This is a genomic window from Cryobacterium psychrotolerans, from assembly GCF_900101115.1.
In the GTDB taxonomy this organism is placed as follows: domain Bacteria; phylum Actinomycetota; class Actinomycetes; order Actinomycetales; family Microbacteriaceae; genus Cryobacterium; species Cryobacterium psychrotolerans.
In genome coordinates this window covers 17,960-37,019 of record NZ_FNFU01000015.1, presented here as the reverse complement: position 1 = coordinate 37,019, position 19,060 = coordinate 17,960, and the positions used below count along the sequence as shown (strand labels likewise).

17 protein-coding genes are annotated in these 19,060 nt (G+C 69.0%); 12 read left to right on the top strand and 5 right to left on the bottom strand.

Annotated elements, in window-relative coordinates; genetic code table 11:
• Window positions 1-8 precede the first annotated feature (8 nt).
• Genes BLQ39_RS11910 through BLQ39_RS11895 form a run of 4 tightly spaced genes read left to right on the top strand, consistent with a single transcriptional unit; the run spans window position 9 to window position 4,215 of the window.
• On the top strand, window positions 9-1,838 hold the full coding sequence (locus tag BLQ39_RS11910; protein ID WP_092324246.1) for an acetolactate synthase large subunit: 1,830 nt from the start codon (window positions 9-11) through the stop codon (window positions 1,836-1,838).
• 2 nt (window positions 1,839-1,840) lie between these two features.
• Window positions 1,841-2,350: an acetolactate synthase small subunit gene (gene ilvN / locus BLQ39_RS11905; protein WP_092324244.1), complete on the top strand. Its 510-nt coding sequence runs from the start codon at window positions 1,841-1,843 to the stop codon at window positions 2,348-2,350.
• 31 nt (window positions 2,351-2,381) lie between these two features.
• Window positions 2,382-3,410, top strand: a complete 1,029-nt coding sequence (ilvC, locus tag BLQ39_RS11900; RefSeq protein ID WP_092324242.1) for a ketol-acid reductoisomerase — start codon at window positions 2,382-2,384, stop codon at window positions 3,408-3,410.
• A 10-nt stretch (window positions 3,411-3,420) separates the two neighbouring features.
• Window positions 3,421-4,215: a DUF998 domain-containing protein gene (locus tag BLQ39_RS11895; protein ID WP_135109307.1), complete on the top strand. Its 795-nt coding sequence runs from the start codon at window positions 3,421-3,423 to the stop codon at window positions 4,213-4,215.
• On the opposite strand, the gene ppsA is transcribed toward BLQ39_RS11895, so the two are convergent.
• Window positions 4,113-6,488, bottom strand: a complete 2,376-nt coding sequence (gene ppsA, locus BLQ39_RS11890) for a phosphoenolpyruvate synthase (protein ID WP_092324239.1) — start codon at window positions 6,486-6,488, stop codon at window positions 4,113-4,115. The genes BLQ39_RS11895 and ppsA overlap by 103 nt on opposite strands.
• A gap of 211 nt (window positions 6,489-6,699) precedes the next feature.
• Here ppsA and BLQ39_RS11885 point away from each other — a divergent pair, with 211 nt between their 5' ends.
• From BLQ39_RS11885 to BLQ39_RS11875, 3 genes are all read left to right on the top strand, one after another.
• Window positions 6,700-8,304, top strand: a complete 1,605-nt coding sequence (locus BLQ39_RS11885; protein ID WP_241986937.1) for an alkaline phosphatase D family protein — start codon at window positions 6,700-6,702, stop codon at window positions 8,302-8,304.
• Window positions 8,301-9,602 (top strand): alkaline phosphatase family protein, encoded by a 1,302-nt coding sequence (locus BLQ39_RS11880; RefSeq protein ID WP_092324236.1) that lies wholly within the window; start codon window positions 8,301-8,303, stop codon window positions 9,600-9,602. The genes BLQ39_RS11885 and BLQ39_RS11880 overlap by 4 nt, the downstream gene beginning before the upstream one ends.
• A gap of 165 nt (window positions 9,603-9,767) precedes the next feature.
• Complete coding sequence (locus BLQ39_RS11875) at window positions 9,768-11,168, top strand: FAD-binding oxidoreductase (protein WP_092324234.1); 1,401 nt, start codon at window positions 9,768-9,770, stop codon at window positions 11,166-11,168.
• On the opposite strand, the gene BLQ39_RS11870 is transcribed toward BLQ39_RS11875, so the two are convergent.
• Window positions 11,165-12,088, bottom strand: coding sequence for an alpha/beta fold hydrolase (locus tag BLQ39_RS11870; protein WP_092324233.1), 924 nt, complete (start codon window positions 12,086-12,088; stop codon window positions 11,165-11,167). The two genes, BLQ39_RS11875 and BLQ39_RS11870, sit on opposite strands and share 4 nt — an antisense overlap.
• A gap of 117 nt (window positions 12,089-12,205) precedes the next feature.
• Between BLQ39_RS11870 and BLQ39_RS11865 the strand changes: the two genes are divergently transcribed.
• The 3 genes from BLQ39_RS11865 to BLQ39_RS11855 are packed head-to-tail and all read left to right on the top strand — an operon-like array spanning window position 12,206 to window position 14,215.
• Window positions 12,206-13,261, top strand: coding sequence for a zinc-dependent alcohol dehydrogenase family protein (locus BLQ39_RS11865; protein ID WP_092324231.1), 1,056 nt, complete (start codon window positions 12,206-12,208; stop codon window positions 13,259-13,261).
• A gap of 28 nt (window positions 13,262-13,289) precedes the next feature.
• The gene (locus BLQ39_RS11860; protein WP_092324229.1) at window positions 13,290-13,853 is read left to right on the top strand and encodes a hypothetical protein; all 564 of its coding nucleotides are present in this window, start codon (window positions 13,290-13,292) and stop codon (window positions 13,851-13,853) included.
• On the top strand, window positions 13,850-14,215 hold the full coding sequence (locus BLQ39_RS11855; RefSeq protein ID WP_092324228.1) for a hypothetical protein: 366 nt from the start codon (window positions 13,850-13,852) through the stop codon (window positions 14,213-14,215). The genes BLQ39_RS11860 and BLQ39_RS11855 overlap by 4 nt, the downstream gene beginning before the upstream one ends.
• A gap of 92 nt (window positions 14,216-14,307) precedes the next feature.
• Here BLQ39_RS11855 and BLQ39_RS11850 read toward each other — a convergent pair whose 3' ends face one another.
• A complete protein-coding gene (locus BLQ39_RS11850) occupies window positions 14,308-14,703 on the bottom strand; it encodes a DoxX-related protein (RefSeq protein ID WP_092324226.1) in 396 nt (131 codons plus the stop codon).
• Window positions 14,704-14,798: 95 nt separating this feature from the next.
• On the opposite strand from BLQ39_RS11850, the gene serA reads away from it, so the two are divergent.
• The gene (gene serA / locus BLQ39_RS11845) at window positions 14,799-16,391 is read left to right on the top strand and encodes a phosphoglycerate dehydrogenase (RefSeq protein ID WP_092324225.1); all 1,593 of its coding nucleotides are present in this window, start codon (window positions 14,799-14,801) and stop codon (window positions 16,389-16,391) included.
• 32 nt (window positions 16,392-16,423) lie between these two features.
• On the opposite strand, the gene BLQ39_RS11840 is transcribed toward serA, so the two are convergent.
• Window positions 16,424-17,017 carry a TetR/AcrR family transcriptional regulator gene (locus BLQ39_RS11840; protein ID WP_092324223.1) on the bottom strand — a complete coding sequence of 198 codons (594 nt, stop codon included), beginning with the start codon at window positions 17,015-17,017 and terminating at the stop codon, window positions 16,424-16,426.
• A 133-nt stretch (window positions 17,018-17,150) separates the two neighbouring features.
• On the opposite strand from BLQ39_RS11840, the gene BLQ39_RS11835 reads away from it, so the two are divergent.
• A complete protein-coding gene (locus BLQ39_RS11835) occupies window positions 17,151-18,680 on the top strand; it encodes an MFS transporter (protein WP_092324222.1) in 1,530 nt (509 codons plus the stop codon).
• Window positions 18,681-18,788: 108 nt separating this feature from the next.
• On the opposite strand, the gene BLQ39_RS11830 is transcribed toward BLQ39_RS11835, so the two are convergent.
• The gene (locus BLQ39_RS11830) at window positions 18,789-19,040 is read right to left on the bottom strand and encodes a DUF6458 family protein (RefSeq protein WP_092324220.1); all 252 of its coding nucleotides are present in this window, start codon (window positions 19,038-19,040) and stop codon (window positions 18,789-18,791) included.
• Window positions 19,041-19,060: the final 20 nt, after the last annotated feature.

Here is a 19,060-nt window from a genome sequence, read left to right as displayed (position 1 = left end):
AACCTTCCATGACCACGGAACCTTCGCCCGTGCCATCGCCCACACCGCGCGCCTCCGCGTCCCCCGACACGTCAGGTGCGCACGGTTCAGCGCCGGAAGTCCTCACGGGTTCCGGGGCGATCATCCGCACCCTCGCGCTCCTCGGGGTCACCGATGTCTTCGGCATCCCCGGCGGCGCCGTCATCCCGCTCTACGACGAGCTGATGACCCAGGACGTCATCCGCCACATCCTCGTGCGACACGAGCAGGGCGCCGGCCACGCGGCCGAGGGCTACGCCGCGGCGACCGGCCGCGTCGGCGTGGCCATCGCCACCTCCGGACCGGGGGCGACCAACCTGGTCACGGCGATCGCGGATGCCTACATGGACTCCGTGCCCATCCTCTGCATCACCGGCCAGGTGTTCTCGACCTCGATGGGCACCGACGCGTTCCAGGAGGCCGACATCGTCGGCATCACGATGCCGATCACGAAGCACTCCTTCCTGGTCCGCCGTGCGGAAGACATCCCGGCGGCCATCGCGGCGGCGTATCACATCGCCTCCACCGGCCGGCCCGGCCCGGTGCTCGTGGACATCACCAAGGACGCGCAGCAGAACCTGGCACCGTTCATCTGGCCGCCCAAGCTCGACCTGCCCGGCTACCGGCCGATCACCAAGGCGCACGGCAAGCAGGTGCAGGCCGCGGCGCAACTCTTCGTCGAAGCGAAGAAGCCCGTGCTCTACGTCGGCGGCGGCGTCATCCGCGCCCACGCATCGGCCGAGCTGCTGAAACTGGCCGAACTGACCGGGGCCCCCGTGGTCACCACGCTGATGGCGCGCGGCGCCTTCCCCGACTCGCACGAGCAGCACGTCGGGATGCCCGGCATGCACGGCACGGTGCCGGCCGTCCTCGCGCTGCAGGAAAGCGACCTGATCGTGTCGCTCGGCGCCCGGTTCGACGACCGCGTCACCGGCAAGGTGTCCGAGTTCGCCCCGAACGCGAAGATCGTGCACGTGGATGTCGACCCAGCGGAGATCTCGAAGATCCGCACGGCCGACGTGCCGATAGTCGGCGATGCCAAGGACGTCATCGCCGACCTCACGGTGGCGTATGCGGCGGCCGCGGCCGAGACCACGCCGGACATCAGCGTCTGGTGGTCGTACCTGAACGGCCTGCGTGAGGAGTACCCGCTGGGCTTCTCCGAGCCCTCCGACGGCCTCCTCGCCCCCCAGTACGTGATCAAGCGGATCGGCGAGCTGACCGGGCCGGAAGGCACCTACGCGGCCGGCGTCGGCCAGCACCAGATGTGGGCGGCCCAGTACATCAAGTACGAGCGCCCCAACTCCTGGCTGAACTCCGGCGGCGCCGGCACCATGGGCTACTCGGTTCCCGCCGCGATGGGCGCCAAGGTCGCCGAGCCCGACCGCGTGGTCTGGGCCATCGACGGCGACGGATGCTTCCAGATGACCAACCAGGAGCTCGCCACCTGCACGATCAACAACATCCCGATCAAGGTGGCGATCATCAACAACTCGTCCCTCGGCATGGTGCGCCAGTGGCAGTCGCTGTTCTACGACGGACGGCACTCCTTCACCGACCTGAACACGGGCCATGGCACCGCGATGGTGCCCGACTTCGTGAAGCTGGCCGAAGCCTACGGTGCCCTCGCCATCCGGGTCACGAGCGCCGACCAGGTCGACGACGCGATCAAGCTCGCGCTGGCGACCAATGACCGGCCCGTCGTGATCGACTTCATCGTCAGCCGCGACGCGATGGTCTGGCCGATGGTGCCGCAGGGCGTCAGCAACAGTTACGTCCAGTACGCCAAAGACCACGCACCGACCTGGGAAGAGGAGTAACCATGAGCACCCACGTTCTCAGCCTCCTCGTTGAAAACAAGCCGGGCCTGCTGACCCGCGTCGCCGGCCTGTTCGCCCGGCGCGGCTTCAACATCGAGAGCCTGGCCGTCGGCCACAGCGAAATCGAGGGCCTGTCCCGGATCACGATCCTCGTCGACGTCGAAGACGTGCCGCTCGAGCAGGTGACGAAGCAGCTGAACAAGCTGATCAACGTCATCAAGATCGTCGAACTCGAACCGTCGCAATCGGTGCAGCGCGAACACCTCCTGATCAAGGTTCGCGCCGACAACGCCACCCGGTCCCAGGTGCTCGAGGCCGTCACGCTCTTCCGCGCCCGCGTCGTCGACGTCTCGACGGATGCGCTCGTGATCGAGGTCACCGGGGACTCCGGCAAGACCCAGGCCTTCCTGCGCGTGCTCGAACCTTACGGAATCAAGGAGATCGCCCAGTCGGGCCTGCTCGCCATCGGGCGCGGCTCCAAATCGATCACCGACCGCGTTTTCAAGAACTAACCCTTTTCCACAACCAACAAGGAGAAACCCATTGGCTGAGATTTATTACGACAAAGACGCCGACCTGTCGATCATCCAGGGCAAGAAGGTGGCCGTCATCGGCTACGGCTCGCAGGGGCACGCCCACGCGCAGAACCTGCGCGACTCGGGTGTCGAGGTTGTCGTCGGCCTCAAGGAAGGCTCGAAGTCCAGGGCCAAGGCCGAGGAAGCGGGCTTCACCGTGCTGAGCGCCGCCGAGGCATCCGCCTGGGCCGACGTAATCGTGATCCTCGCGCCCGACCAGGTGCAGCGCCACCTCTTCGCCGACGACGTGGAACCGAACCTCGCCCAGGGCAAGACCCTCGTCTTCGGCCACGGCTTCAACATCCGCTTCGGCTACATCACCGCCCCCGAGGGTGTGGATGTCGTCATGGTCGCTCCGAAGGGTCCCGGCCACACCGTGCGCCGCGAGTACGAGGCCGGCCGCGGCGTTCCCGTCATCGTCGCCGTCGAGAAGGATGCCTCAGGCAGCGCCTGGCCGCTCACCCTCAGCTACGCCAAGGCCATCGGCGGGCTGCGTGCCGCGGGCATCAAGACCACGTTCACCGAAGAGACCGAAACCGACCTGTTCGGCGAGCAGGCCGTGCTCTGCGGCGGCGCGTCGCAGCTGATCCAGTACGGCTTCGAGGTTCTGACCGAGGCCGGCTACCAGCCGCAGGTCGCCTACTTCGAGGTGCTGCATGAGCTCAAGCTCATCGTCGACCTGATGTGGGAGGGCGGCATCGCCAAGCAGCGGTGGAGCGTCTCTGACACGGCCGAGTACGGTGACTACGTCTCCGGCCCGCGCGTGATCGACCCGCACGTCAAGGAGAACATGAAGGCCGTTCTGGCCGACATCCAGAACGGCGCCTTCGCCGCCCGTTTCATCGCCGACCAGGACGCCGGCGCGCCGGAGTTCCTGGCGCTGCGCAAGAAGGGCGAAGAGCACCCGATCGAGGCCACCGGCCGCGAGCTGCGCAAGCTGTTCGCCTGGAACGCCTCCGCCGACGACGACTACGTCGACGGCGAAGCCGCGCGCTGAGTATCGCCAGGTGATTGTTCGCGGCAGGGCCGGTCGGTTTCGACCGGCCCTGCCGCCGGATGCGGCGCGGCGTTTCGCCACTGCGGCGATGGTCGGCGTCGTCGTGTACGTGCTCGTGGACGTCGTGCTCCAATGCCTGCCGCCGCACTACAGCGTGGTCAGTGACGCCGAGAGCAACCTCGCGGTCGGTCCCTTCGGCTGGATCATGAACCTCAACTTCCTCGGCCGGGCCGGGTTGACGCTCTGCGCGGCCGCGGCCATCGGCCTCGTCGGCCCCCCGACGAGGCTCCGGGGAGCCGGGCTGGTGCTGCTGATCGTCGCCGGCGCGTGCTCGGCGGCGCTGGCGTTCCTTCCCACGGACATCAATCCAGCGGGGGAGTTCGGCCTGCGGGCCTCCACCCTTGCCGGCACCCTGCACCTCATCGTGGCGTCGCTCGGCTTCTTCGCCGCACTCGCAGCCTTCGCGCTCCTGACCGGCTGGCTCCGGGCCACACCCGAGCTCCGTCGCATCTACCCGGCCGCCCTGGCCCTCGTCGCCGTCGCGGCGGCCGGGCTGCTCGGCGTCGGCCTGTCCGACCGGTTCGAACCGACCCTGCTCGGGCTCGCAGAACGGGTCTGCCTGGCCGGGATCCTCGGCTGGGCCTTCGTCGTCTGTGCGGCCATTCGCCGCACGATGACGGATCCGGGCCCGGCCGGCGCGGATCAGGGTTCGGCCAACGCCAGCCAGGTCGAGACGAGCGTGTCGGGCGACAGCGACATGGAGTCGATCCCCTCGGCCGCGAGCCAGCGGGCGAAGTCCGGGTAGTCGCTTGGCCCCTGGCCGCAGATGCCCACATACTTGCCGGCGCGCTTACCCGCGGCGATAGCCAGGGAGATGAGCTTCAGCACCGCCGGGTCGCGCTCGTCGAATGCCTCGGCCACCAGCGCGGAGTCCCGGTCGAGTCCGAGCGTCAGCTGGGTTAGGTCGTTCGAGCCGATCGAGAACCCGTCAAAGTGCTCGAGGAACTCGTCGGCCAGGACGGCGTTCGAGGGGACCTCGCACATCATCACGACCTCCAAACCGTTGCGCCCGCGCTCCAGCCCGTTCTCGGCGAGAATGCGGATCACACCCTCCGCTTCGGCGATCGTCCGGACGAAGGGAATCATGAGTTTGAGGTTGGTCAAGCCCATCGTGTCCCGCACGAACAGGGCGGCCTGGCACTCGAGGTCGAAGCATTCCCGGAAGGCGTCGGACACGTACCGGGATGCACCCCGGTAGCCGATCATCGGGTTCTCCTCGTCGGGTTCGAACGCCGGGCCGCCGAGCAGATTGGCGTATTCGTTGGACTTGAAATCGGAGAACCTGACGATGACGGGCTCGGGGGCGAAGGCGGCGGCGATGGTCGCGATGCCCTCGGCGAGGCGCTTCACGTAGAAGGCGGTCGCGCCGCCGTAGGCATCCGTTCTCTGGTGGATTTCCGCGACGACCTCATCCGTCAGCCCGGCGGTGTCGCCCGACTCGACCGCGATCAGCGCGGCGGGGTGGATGCCGATGCGGGTGCTGATGATGAACTCGAGCCGGGCCAGGCCGACGCCGTGGTGGGGCAGCGACGCGAGGGAGAAGGCCTGGTCGGGGGAGCCGACGTTGAGCATCAGGCGGGGCCCGATGGGCGGGAGCTCGTTGATGCTGACCTCATCAACGGTGAAGTCGACCAGCCCGTCGAGGACGCGGCCGGTCTCTCCCTCGGCGCAGGTGACGGTGACCGGCTGCCCGTCATACAGGGCCGTCGTGCCGGAGGCGGTGCCCACGATGGCCGGAATCCCGAGCTCGCGGGCGATGATCGCCGCGTGGCAGGTGCGGCCGCCGCGGTTCGTGACAATGGCGCTGGCCTTCTTGATGACCGGTTCCCAGTCCGGGTCCGTCATGTCCGTGACGAGAACATCACCCGGCTGCAGCCGCCCCATCTCCGCCGTGGACGCGAGGATCCGGGCGATCCCGCTGCCGATCTTGCGGCCCACGGCCCGGCCGGAGAGCAGCTCCGGGGCCGTCCCGGTGAGGCGGTACTGGCGGAGGACCCCAGCCGTGCCGGCCCGGGACTCCACGGTCTCCGGCCGGGCCTGGAGGATGTAGAGACGGCCGTCGATGCCGCTCTTGCCCCACTCGATGTCCATCGCCCGGCCGTAGTGGTTTTCAATCGTCACGGCCATCCGGGCGAGCTCGTGCACGTCGTCGTCGGTGATGCTGAACCGGCGCTGGTCGACGACCGGCACCGGCTCGAAGCGCGTGGTCGCCTGTGCCCCGTCGGCGTAGACCATCCGTTGCTCCTTGGTGCCGAGCTCGTGGCTGAGGATCGCGTACTTGTCCGCGGCCAGGGAGCTCTTGTATACCCGGAATTCATCCGGGTTGACCGCACCCTGCACGATCGCTTCGCCGAGCCCGTAGACGGAGTTGATCAACACGAGGTCCTTGAAGCCGGACTCGGTGTCGATCGTGAACAGCACCCCGGATGCGCCGATGTCGGAGCGAACCATCACCTGCACCCCCACCGACAGCGCGATGCCGAGGGTCGGCACGTTGTGGTGTGCCCGGTAGGCGATCGCCCGGTCGGTGAACAGCGACGCGAAGACCTCGGGCAGGCGGCGCAGCACCTCGTCGATTCCCTGCACATTGAGCAGAGTCTCCTGCTGGCCGGCAAAGGATGCCTCGGGCAGGTCCTCCGCGGTGGCGCTGGAGCGCATGGCCACGCTCAGGCCCGCCGGGTTGCAGCTCTCCAGCTGGCCGTAGGCCTCCCGCACCTCGGCCTCGAGGGGAGGCGGGAGTGTGCCGGCGATGATCGCGGCGCGGATGGAGGCGCCGGCGGTCTGCAGCGCCGCGAGGTTGTTCGTGTCGAGGCCCTGCAGCGCCCGGTCGACGTGCTTGTCGACGCCGTTCTCGAGCAGGAACTCGCGGAAGGCGTCCGATGTGGTGGCGAAACCCATCGGCACGGTGACCCCGAGGGAGGACAGATGCGAGATCATCTCCCCGAGCGATGCGTTCTTGCCGCCCAGGGCACCCAAATCGGCCAGCGACGCGTCGCCCAGCCAGAGAACTCGTTGCATCCGTTTGCTCCGCTCATCCGTTCACGAACAGGGGTCTCTCGTCGCACGGTACACCCAAAGAATCCCGGCGCGGGGGCATGGACGGTGGACGAATCCTGGGGGAACAGCGGGTGAACGACCCCTCGAATGCGCGGCCGCGTGAATATGCCCCCCCCAGACTGGGGGTATGAGTCCTTTCAATCGACGAGATCTTCTCCGCTCCGCAGGCGTCATGGCTTTTGCCGGTGCCGCCGCGACGACAGCCGGCGCGACAGCCGGCGCGCTGCCGGCCCAGGCGGCCGGCGCCGTGGTGCCCGGTTTCCTGCACGGCGTAGCCTCCGGCGACCCGCTGCCCGACGGAATCCTGCTCTGGACGCGGGTGACCCCCTCCGCGGACGCCGTGCCGGGATCGGGGGTCGGCGCGGACGTGGCCGTGAAGTGGGAGGTGGCAGAGGACTCCGGTTTCCACCGGGTCGCGGCGCGCGGTTCCGTCATCACGGGCGCCGCACGGGACCACACCGTCAAGGTGGCGGCCCACGGGCTGCGACCGGGCACGACCTACTGGTACCGATTCATCGTGGCCGGAGTGACGTCGGCAACCGGTCGCACACGCACGGCGCCCGCGGCCGGAACGGCCGTTCAACGACTGCGGATGGGGGTCGTGTCGTGCGCCAACTGGCAGGCCGGCTACTTCAGCGCGTACCGCCACCTCGCGGACCGGGGCGACCTGGACGTGGTGCTGCACCTGGGTGACTACCTCTACGAGTACGGCCCCGGCGAGTACCAGGCCCGGGACGTCGTGGTCCGGCCGCACGACCCGGCGGTCGAAATGACCACGCTGTCCCACTACCGGCGCCGTCACGCGCAGTACAAGACCGACCTCGAGCTGCAGGCGTTGCATGCGGCGGTTCCGTTCGTCGTCACCTGGGACGATCACGAGTCCGCCAACGACGCCTGGTCCGGGGGAGCCGAGAACCACACGGAAGGCGTGGAGGGGTCCTGGGCGTCGCGCCAGGCGGCATCCCAGCAGGCCTACGCCGAGTGGATGCCGGTGCGATACGAACCGGGCGGCCACCTCTACCGCCGCTTCAGTTACGGCGCTCTGGCCAGCATTTCCATGCTGGACCTGCGCAGTTACCGCAGCCAGCAGGCGTCGAACATGGTCGATCCCGCGATTGGCGACCCGGCACGCACCCTGACCGGTGCGGCGCAGATGGACTGGCTGCTGGACGGTTTCTCCGGGGCCGAGACGCAATGGAAACTCATCGGCAACCCCGTCATGATCGCCCCCGTCCGCTTCCCGTCAACGCTGAGCGCGCGGGAAGTCGGCGCCGTTTCGCAGCTGCTCGGGTCGACCACGATCGACGGCGTCCCGTACAACGTGGACCAGTGGGATGGCTACACGGCGGACCGCAGCCGGGTGATCAGCCACCTGCGCGACAACGCCATCACGGATGCCGTCTTCCTCACCGGGGACATCCACTCCAGCTGGGCCTGCGACGTGCCGGCGGACCCGCTGACGTACCCGTCGAACGGCGCGTCCGTGGCCGCGGAACTCGTCTGCACCTCAGTGACCAGCGACAACCTGGACGACATCCTCGGGACCCAGCCGCGCACGGCATCCGTCGCCGTCGAGGAGGCCTTCAAGGCCGCGAACCCGCACGTCAAGTACCTGGACTTCGACTCGCACGGATTCTCGGTCCTGGAGGTGACGCCGGGCGCCCTGCGGATGGACTGGTACGTGCTCTCTGACCGCACGAGCAGGGCGGCGACCAGCACCCTGTCCGCGTCGTGGCAGGTTGCCGCCGGCACCCAGGCCGTGAGCCGCGTCCTGTGAACGCCGCGCCGTCCGGATTCCCGGACTCCGACCGCCGCCGGTTCCTCAGACTGGCCGCGGCAGGCGGGGCCTCCGTCATTCTCTCCATCGCCGCGGGGACCGCCGGCCAGGCATCCGCGCTGCCGACCCGCGTGACGGCGCCGGCGTCGCGAACGCGGGTGTACGTGCTGGTCGTCGACGGTTGCCGCCCCGATGAGATCACCTCGGCCCTCACCCCCCGCCTGGCGGCGCTGCGCACCGCCGGGACCGACTTCCCCGCCGCCCGTTCCCTGCCCGTCATGGAGACCATCCCCAACCACGTGATGATGATGACCGGGGTCCGACCGATTCGCTCCGGGGTTCCGGCCAACTCGATCTACGACCGCGCAGAGTCCGTCGTGCGCGATCTGGACCGGCCCGCCGACCTTCGCTTTCCGACGTTGCTCGACCGGCTCAGGGATGAGGGCTTCTCGACGGGATCGGTGCTCAGCAAGCGCTACCTCTTCGGTATCTTCGGCGAGCGCGCCACCTACCGCTGGGAGCCCTCCCCGCTTCTCCCGGTGACGGGGCACGCGCCCGACAACTTCACGATGGACGCGCTGATCGCCATGGTCGACCGGGTGGACCCCGATTTCGTGTTCACGAACCTCGGCGATGTCGACCGAGTGGGGCATTCGGATGTCTCCGGCACGACCCTGCAGGCCGCCCGGACCACGGCCCTCCGCGACACGGACAACCAGGTCGGGCGATTCGTGGATCATCTCGTCGCGGCGGGCACCTGGGAGAGCAGCGTGCTCATCGTGCTCGCGGACCATTCCATGGATTGGTCCATCCCGTCGAACGTCATCTCCGTGGATCAGATCCTCGCCGGACGTCCCGACCTGCGCGATCGGGTCGCCATCGCCCAAAACGGCGGGGCCGACCTGCTGTATTGGACGGGGCCCGCTGGTGCTCGGGATGCCGGGGTGGCCGAGATTCGCGGTCTCGTGGCCGCGCACCCGGGAGTGCTGTCGATTTCGAACCCCGCCGACCTGCGCCTCGGCCCGGAGGCGGGCGACCTGGTCGCGTTCTGCCGGACGGGCTGGCGCTTCTCCGATCCCTGGGTCGCGTCCAACCCGATTCCGGGCAACCACGGGCATCCGGCCACCGAACCGATCCCCTTCTTCATCGCCGGTGGCAGCCCTCGGGTTCTCGCAGGGTCGTCTTCCCAGCCCGCCCGCACGATAGATGTGGCGCCCACGGTGGGGGCGCTGTTCGGGCTGCCCGCGCCGAAAGGCGGCTACGACGGGACGGCGCGAATCGACGCTTTCGGGGCCTGACCGTCCGGGACGTGGTCCTTGCGAGTGTGTTTCACCCTGCCGATAATGGACGAAGCGGATGATCCGGGCCGCGCTCACCAGCCGGCGCGGCCAGCCGCACACACACGCAAGTATCGGCAAATCGATATCGGCACATCAGTATCGGCAAATCTGTAGGTGAGACACATGGGTGATCCGAAGACCATGGCCTCGGCTGCTGTCGACGGCCTGCGGGGACAGGTCGCCGGAAGCGTGCTGCTGGCCGAAGACCCCGGGTACGACGAGGCCAGGCGCGTCTGGAACGGGATGATCGATCGACGGCCCGCGGCGGTGGTTCGGGCGGCCTCCCCGGCCGACATTGCTCCGACCGTGCGGTACGCGAGGGAGCATGCGCTGCCCCTCGCGGTGCGGGGAGGCGGGCACAACGTCGCCGGCAACGGAACCGTCGAGGGCGGCATCGTGCTCGACCTGGGCGGGCTGAAGGCCGTGCAGGTCGACGAGGAACGAGGCACCGTGCGGGCCCAGGCCGGGGCGACGCTCGGTGACATCGACCGGGCGACCGGGCCGCACAACCTCGCCGTGCCGGTCGGGGTGGTCTCGGGAACCGGCGTGGCCGGCCTGACGCTGGGCGGGGGAGTCGGCTGGCTGACCCGGGCCCACGGCCTGACGATCGATAACCTCCTCTCGGCCGAGCTGGTCACGGCGTCGGGCGAGGTCCTGCGAGCGAGCGCCGGGGAGAACCCGGAGTTGTTCTGGGGACTCCGGGGAGGCGGAGGCAATTTCGGCGTGGTGTCCTCATTCACCTTTCGCGCGCATCCGCTGCCCTCGAAGGTGTTCTCCGGCAACCTCGTCTACCGCCGGGACGGCTGGGCCGACGCTCTCCGGGTCTACGACACCTGGACGCGCGACCTGCCCGATGAGATGACTTCGATCGTCTCGTTCTTTGTTCCGCCGGAGACCTGGGAACTCGGCGGTGACCCGCACATGTTGCTGGGGTTCGTCTGGGCATCACCGGATGCAGAGGAGGGCGAGCGGATCGTCGACCGGCTGCGGACGGCCGCCCCGCCCGACACGGAAGTCGCCCCGCCCGCCCGCTGGGCCGAGTGGCAGTCGGCCGCGGACGAGATGTTCCCGAAGGGCGTCCGGGGGTACTGGAAGAACACCTCGTTCGACCGGTTGGATGACGACGTGATTGGGACGCTCGTGCGTCGGGGAACCGAACAAACCTGGCGGGGGACGGGCTTCGACATCCACCACCTGGGCGGCGCGTTCGGCCGCGTCCCCGAAGACGCCACGCCCTTCCCGAACCGCTCCGCGCGGTTCTGGCTCAATGTCTACGGCTACTGGCCGGATGCCGCGGACGACGCGCCGCACACCGCCTTCGTGCGTGGGATGGCCGCCGACATGGAGCCGTACTCGACGGGCGGGCAGTACGTGAACTTCCTCGGCGAGGAGCGCGGGCGGGATCCCGTGGCCCAGGCGCTCTCGGTCTACGGTCCGGAGAAACTGCAGCGCCTCGCGGCCCTGAAACGCGAGTTCGACCCGGAGAACATCTTCCGGCTCAACCACAACATCCCGCTGATCTAGGCGCACCGCCGCCGGATGTACTCGGCGACCGGCTCCGGAGCGAAACAGACTACGTGGCCGACGCCGTCGATGACGTCGGGTTCCTCGGGATCGGCCGACCCCGGGCGCCGCCGCACTCGGGTCAGCTCGCGGGCGATCTCGCCGAACACGGGATGCGACGCGCTTCCGAGCGCGAAGCGGATGTCGGCGGCCGATGTCGCCAGGGCCCGCAAGTCGACGGACTCGCCGGTGACCGGGAGGTCGCCCCTGATCAGGTTCTCGGCCAGCGCTTCGCCGCGTGCCGCGTACCATTCCAGGCCCGCCGGGGCGGCGAGCAGCCCGGACGGCCGGGCGCCGGGCTGCGTGACGCCGGGCTGCTTGTCGTCGGGCCGTTCGACCCGCGCGACGCCGGACACCAGCGCCATCGCCCCGGCCCAGTCGCCGGGATGCGCGGCGAGGTGCCGGTCCACCTGCGCGCCTACGCGGGAGGCCAGGGCCCGGCCGGATGCCGTCAGCTGGAAGTAGCCCGGCTCGAACACGGTGACGCGTCGCACCAGCTCGGGGTGTCGCAGGGCCAGCTGCAGGGCAACGATGCCGCCGGCGCTGGAGCCGAAGACGTCCGCGCGTGTTTCGGCGCCGAGTCCGAGGGTGCGGAGCAGCTCCGCGGCGTCCTCCGCATGCCGCGTGGAGTCGCAGGGCCAGCCATCGCGGCTGCTCCGCAGGGTGCCGCGCGGGTCATAGGTGACAACGGTGAACCCGGTCAGCCGTTCGGCGATGGGGCGGAACATCTCCGCGTCATCACTCGCCGCGCCGATGATCAGGATCGTCGGGCCGCTGCCGCGCACCTCCGTGTGGAGCCGGCATCCGTTCACGTCACGCAGACCTGCCCGCGGCGCCTCGGCACCGGGGAGGGCGAAGGGATTCCTGGTCTGATCCGCCATGCAGGGATCGTAGCCCCGCGGCGGCCGCCGGGAGTACGGTGGGCACAGGCGGGCGGATGCCCGGAGCGAAATCCACTGAACGAAGTCCACTTAAAGAAATCCACTGAGGGAGTCACTGTGAAGGCACTGGTTTATGGCGGTCCGGGCAAGAAGACCTGGCAGGACGTTCCGGACCCGGAGATCGTGCACGCCACCGACGCCATCGTGCGGGTCGATACGACCACGATCTGCGGCACGGACCTGCACATCCTCAAGGGCGATGTGCCGGCAGTGCAGGTCGGCCGGATCCTCGGCCATGAAGGCGTCGGAACGATCACGGCCGTGGGCTCATCGGTGAGCAGCCTCGCGGTGGGCGACCGGGTCATTATTTCCTGCATCAAGTCCTGCGGGCACTGTGCCAACTGCAAGTCGGAGCTGTATTCGCACTGCCTCGGCGACGAAGGCCAGTCGGGCATCGGCTGGGTCTTCGGGCACCTGATCGACGGCACCCAGGCCGAATTCGTGCGCGTGCCGTATGCGGAGAACTCCCTGCACAAGATGCCGGCGGGTGTGACCGATGACCAGGCGGTCATGCTCTCGGACATCCTGCCGACCGGGTTCGAGATCGGCGTGCAGTACGGCCGGGTCAAGCCCGGCGATGTGGTGGCCGTGATCGGGGCCGGTCCGGTCGGCCTGGCCGCGATCGCCACGGCCGGACTCTACGGCGCCGCGACCATCATCGCGCTCGACCTGGATCCGAACCGCCTCGAGCAGGCGAAGGGGTTCGGGGCGACGGACACGGTGCTCTCCAATGCGGCCGACTGGAAGGAACAGGTCTTCGCCCTGACCGACGGTGCCGGGGTCGATGTCGCCATCGAGGCCGTCGGCATCCCGCAGACCTTCACCATGGCCACCGACATCGTGCGCCCTGGCGGAAACGTGGCCAACGTCGGCGTGCACGGCAAGTCGGTCGAGCTGCACCTCGAGAACCTGTGGATCCAGAACATCAACATCAGCATGGGCCTGGTCAACGCCAACACGACGCCCATGCTGCTGAAGCTGGTGGCGCAGAAGAAGATCCCGGCCGAGAAGCTCGCGACGCACCATTTCAGCTTCGACCAGTTCCTCGAGGCCTACGACACGTTCTCCCGCGCGGCGGAAACGAAGGCGCTCAAGGTCGTGATCAGCCGGTAGTCTCCCCCGCGCTCGCTAACCTAGGGGTATGACTTCTCATCGGGATGACGATGCCCTCGGCTGGGCCGGCGACGACGATCCGACCCTCGCGTCCGGACCGGCCCGGGGGCAACACGCGCCCGAGGCCGGGCCGGATGCCGGGACGGGGGCAAAGGCCGAGCCCGAAACCGCGCCGGTAGCCGAGCCGGCGCCCGAGCCGGCGCCCGAGGCCGAGCCGCCAGCCGACATCCCGGACGGGTGGTCCGTCGCCGGGCCGACGACCGCGGTGGAGGCGCAGGCGGCACGCGAGGCAGCGGCCCCGGCGAGTTCGGCCGCGCTTATCGCCCTGGGCGTTTTCGCCGGGATCTACCTGCTGTACACGATCGGCTGGTTCCTCGGCGTCGGCCGGATCGAGAACTCGCTGATCGAGCCGGTGGCCAGGTTCATGTTTTCGCTGGGGCTTGGGCTCGCCGTGGCGGCGCCCGCCGCCTGGTTCGGTGCGACCTACTGGCTCACCTCCGGGCACGGCAACGCGCGCATCAGCTGGCTCCTCGCCGGCGCGGTGCTGCTCGCGCCGCTCCCATTCATTCTCGGCACCGGAGGTATCTCATGAGCGACGCATCCGAGGCGAAGGTCGAGGCCGCCCGCACCGGGCGACCCACGCCGCAGTGGGTGAGCCTCACCATCGCCATCTTCTTCGGGCTCTTCTTCGCCTGGGACGTCTGGGAGGCCGTCACCAATCTGGTCGGCCTCAACCTCGCCGCGCAGGGCCTCGACACGCAACTGAACGGCGGCGCGTGGGCCGTGCTCATCGGCGGTGTTCTGCTGCCCGTGGTCGTCTATGCGCTGGCATTCCGGCTCGGCCGGGGCCGCACGGCCGTGGCCCGGGCCGTGCTCTTCCTCGTCGGGCTCTGCCTGGTCGCCGCGCTCACCCTCGACATCTTCACCTTCGGCCTCGGCGCCCTCCTCCTCTAACCCCCATCACTCCCCGTCCTCTCCCCGCGAAACCGCAGTTGTGCGCGTTATTCGGGCGTTTTAGCGCGCACAACTGCGGTTTCGCGGGGGTTTTAGGCGATCGCGAGAGCGATGAGGACCATCAGGGCGAGCTGGCCGATGAGGCGCGGCACGAGGGGGATGGAGACCCGCCCGAAACGCTCCGGGTGGCGGGCGGCATACGCGTTCGCCGGGAAGACGAGGGCGAGGAACACCACCAGGCAGACGCCGGACGTCATAATCGTCGGCGGGTAGAGCAGTCCGATTCCTCCGGCCAGTTCGCAGAGCCCGGTGAAGATGACGAGGTTGCGCGGGTTGGCGAATCCGCTCCAGCGCAGGCGAGGCGGCACCATCGCCGCCATTGTGCGCTGCACGCCGGGCAGAAAATGCGCGGTTCCCGCCACCACGAAGAGGAGGGCCAGCACCAGGCGGAGGGCCAACTGGATGCCGGGAAACGTAACGCTGCTCATCGGTCCATTGTGCAGCCAGTAGGCTGATTTGGTATCTGGCGCCCCACGGTCGCGGCGCACATCCCTTGCCTGTCGCAAACGAAGGATCCCTTTTCGTGTCGAAGCCTGTCGTCCTGATCGCCGAAGAACTCTCGCCCGCTACCGTCGACGCCCTCGGCCCCGATTTCGACGTGCGCCAGGTCGACGGCACGGACCGTGTCGCGCTGATCGCCGAGCTTGCGACGGCGCACGCCATCCTCGTGCGGTCGGCGACGAAGGTGGATGCCGAGGCGATTGCGGCCGCGCCGCTGCTGAAGGTCATCGCCCGCGCCGGCGTCGGCCTCGACAACGTCGACATCAAGGCGGCCACCACCGCCGGCGTCATGGTCGTCAACGCGCCCACCTCGAACATCATCTCGGCCGCCGAACTCACCGTCGGCCACATCATCAGCCTGGCCCGCCACATCCCGGCCGCGCACGGCGCCCTGGCCGAGGGGCAGTGGAAGCGTTCCACGTACACCGGTGTCGAGCTGTATGAAAAGACCATCGGCATCATCGGGCTGGGCCGCATCGGCGCGCTCATCGCGGCCCGTATGCAGGCGTTCGGCACCAACGTCATCGCCTATGACCCCTACATCACGTCGGCCCGGGCGCAGCAGCTCGGGGTCGTGCCGGTCAGCCTGGACGAACTGCTCGCGCAGTCCGACTTCATCACGATCCACATGCCGAAGACGCCGGAGACCACCGGCATGATCGGCGAGGCGCAGTTCAAGCTGATGAAGCCGACCGCGTTCGTCGTCAACGTCGCCCGCGGCGGGCTGATCGACGAGGACGACCTGTTCACGGCGCTGACCACCGGCACGATCGCCGGCGCGGGCCTCGACGTGTTCGTCAGCGAGCCGCCGACCGGATCTCCGCTGCTCGGCCTGGACAACATCATCACCACGCCCCACCTCGGCGCGTCGACCGACGAGGCCCAGGAGAAGGCCGGGGTCTCCGTCGCGAGGTCGGTGCGCCTGGCGTTGTCCGGCGAGCTCGTGCCCGACGCGGTCAACGTCGCCGGCGGCGTCATCGACCCGTATGTTCGCCCCGGCATCCCGCTGGTGGAGAAGCTCGGCCAGGTGTTCTCCGGGCTCGCGCAGCACAGCCCGCTCACGAGTGTCGACGTCGAGGTGCGCGGCGAGCTTGTCGACTACGACGTCAGTGTGCTCCGCCTGGCCGCGCTCAAGGGCATCTTCACCAATGTCGTGAGCGAGACCGTGTCCTACGTGAACGCGCCGCTCCTCGCCGAGCAGCGCGGCGTCAGCGTGCGCCTGATCACCGAGGCCGAGTCGCCCGAATACCGCAACGTGATCACGCTGCGCGGCGCCCTCGCCGACGGCTCGCAGGTCTCCGTCTCCGGCACGCTGACCGGCACCAAGCAGGCGGAGAAGATCGTCGAGGTCAACGGCTACGAGGTCGAGGTCCCGTTCGCGAAGAACCTCATCGTCATGCTCTACACGGACCGCCCGGGCATCGTGGCCGTCTACGGCCGCGAGTTCGGCGATGCCCAGATCAACATCGCCGGCATGCAGATCGCCCGCCACGTTGCCGGAGGCAAGGCGCTCAGTATCCTGACCGTGGACTCGCCGGTTCCGGCCAGTCTCCTGGCCAGCGTGCGCGACGCGATTGAGGCCGACATCCTGGTGGAGATCGACCTCACCGACTAGCGCGACGGGCGCTCGCCCTACGAGCGCTGCCGTCAGGTCCCAGTGGCGGTCAGCCGTTCGATCACTCCGAGAAGCCGGTCGAGCGCGGCGGCGTCCTGGCCGGATGTCGCCGGCGCGCCCGGGTGTGCCAGCGTCGACTCGTAGTACAGGCCGTCGCTGATCAGCATGATCGCCTCCGCCGTGCCGGGGTCGCCCACGGCTTCCTCGACGACGGCGAGCCACTGGCGACGGATGTCCGCGAGCGCCTGGTTCGCGCTCGGATGTGACCCCTGCGCCAGCCGGGCGACCGCGACGATCGCCCGGTCCAGGGGCGTGCCCTCGCTGACCGAGGTGCGAATGAGATAGTCGACCACGCCGGCCGGGGCCGAGCGGATGTTGTCGATGTCGACCCCGACGAGCGCGCGGAGGCGCGCGATCAAGCCGTCCACGAGGGCATCCTTCGAGGCGAAGTGATAGAGCAGGCCGCCCTTGGACACCCCGGCGGCGGCGGCGACGGCATCCAGCGTCGCGGCGCGCTCACCCTGGTCGATCAGCACGGCCACCAAGGCGTCGAGGATCCGGTCCCGGGTGGGGACCGCGGCGAGGGAGGAGGCGGGGGTGGACGGTGCGGGGGAGGACAAGGCCATGCGGCCATCGTACCGAGGCGCCTGCCTCGCCGGATCTCACGCCGCTCAGGCGAGCGCCAAGCCTGCCCACTGGATGACTATACCGTCTGGACGGTATAGTAAATGCAACACGAGTCCAGAAAGCCGCCCGTTCATGTCACGCCCTACGATTACCGCATCTTCGCCCCTGCACGTCGCCGCACGCCGACGCCGGCAGTGGTGGGCGCTGGCCGTGCTCATGCTGCCGGTGCTCCTGGTGTCGATCGACAACACCGTGCTCAACCTCGCCCTGCCCGCGATCTCGGAGGACCTCGGCCCCACCGGCGCGCAACTGCTCTGGATGATCGACGTCTACCCGCTCATGCTGGCCGGGCTGCTCGTCGCGATGGGCAGCCTCGGTGACCGGATCGGGCGGCGCCGGCTGCTGCTGATCGGCTCGGCCGGCTTCGGCGCGGTCTCCGTGGTTGCGGCGGCGGCACCGACCATCGAGTGGCTCATCGCGGCGCGGGCCGTGCTCGGAATCTTCGGCGCCATGCTCATGCCGCCGACCCTGTCGCTGCTGCGCTCCGTCTTCGTCGACCGCGACCAGCGGCGACTGGCCATCGCGGTCTGGGCGAGTGGTTTCGCCGCCGGAAGCGCCCTCGGCCCCGTCGTGGGCGGGGTGCTGTTGCAGCACTTCGCCTGGGGCTCGGTTTTCCTCCTGGCCGTTCCGCTGCTCCTGCCGCTGCTCGCGCTCGCGCCGTTCCTCGTCCCCGAGTCCCGGGATCCGAATCCCGGGCGAATCGATGTGCCGAGCATCCTGTTCTCGATCGTGACGATGCTGCCCATCGTCTTCGGCATCAAGGTGGTCGCGGAGCACGGACCTGGCCCCGCCACCCTCGCGCCGATCCTGCTCGGAGTCGGTTTCGGCATCCTCTTCGTGCGCCGGCAGCGCAGGCTCGTCCAGCCCATGCTCGACCTGCGGCTGTTCCGCCGCGGTGCGTTCAGCGGGGCGGTGGGCGTCAACCTGCTCAGCGTGGTCGCGCTCGTCGGCGGGCTGTTCTTCGTCTCGCAGTACCTGCAGCTCGTGCTGGGCCTGTCGCCGCTGAACGCGGGCGTGGTTCTCGTGCCGGGCCTGGTCACCATGATGATCGCCGGCCTGCTCGTCGTGCCGATCGCCCGGCGGGTGCGACCCTCGGTGCTTGTCCCGCTCGCGCTGCTGGTGTCGGCCGGCGGTTACGCGGCCGTCGCCCTGGTCGGAGACTCGCTCGATGCGGTCGGCATGGCCCTGGTCTTCGTGGCCCTCGGCATCGGGATCGGAGCCGCGGAGACGGTCTCCAACGAACTCATCGTGACGAACGCCCCGGCCGAGAAGATGGGCGCGGCCGCGGCCGTCGGGGAGACCGCCTACGAGCTGGGCGCGGTGCTCGGCACGGCAGTCCTCGGCTCGATCCTCACCGCTTCCTACCGCAACGCCGTTGTGCTTCCCGATGGGCTGACCAGCCCCGAGCAGGCCGCGGCAGGGGAGACGCTCGGCGGCGCGGTGTCGGTGGCCGCCGGGCTTCCGACGGATGCCGCGGCGGCGCTCCTGGAGTCGGCGCGGGCGGCCTTCGGCAGCGGAATCGGGCCCAGCGCCTGGATCGGGGTCGCTCTCGTGCTGCTGGCGGCCGGCGTGGCCCGGTTGACGCTGCGCAAGGCCCGGTAAGCGGTGTCCGTGACAGGGAAGAGGCCCCGGGGAGCGATCCCCGGGGCCTCCCTCGTGCGTGAACCGTTGGTCGAACGGTTAGATGCCGCGCACGTGCATGTCGTTGACTTAGATGTCGTTGGCCTTGTTCTCGTGGCGGGTGACCTGCTCGCCGCTGGCGGGGTCAACGGCGCTGCGCGTGGTGACGACGCTGCTGCGCTTGCGGGTCATCAGGACGAGACCCAGGATCGTGATGACCGCTCCGGCACCCATCAGGATGTAGCCGACGAGGTCGAGGTTGATGACATCAACGCTGACGTTGAGGGCGAAGACAAGGATGGCGCCAACGACGAAAAGGAAAATTCCCAGTCCGATACTCATGGTGTTCTGCTTTCTTTCGG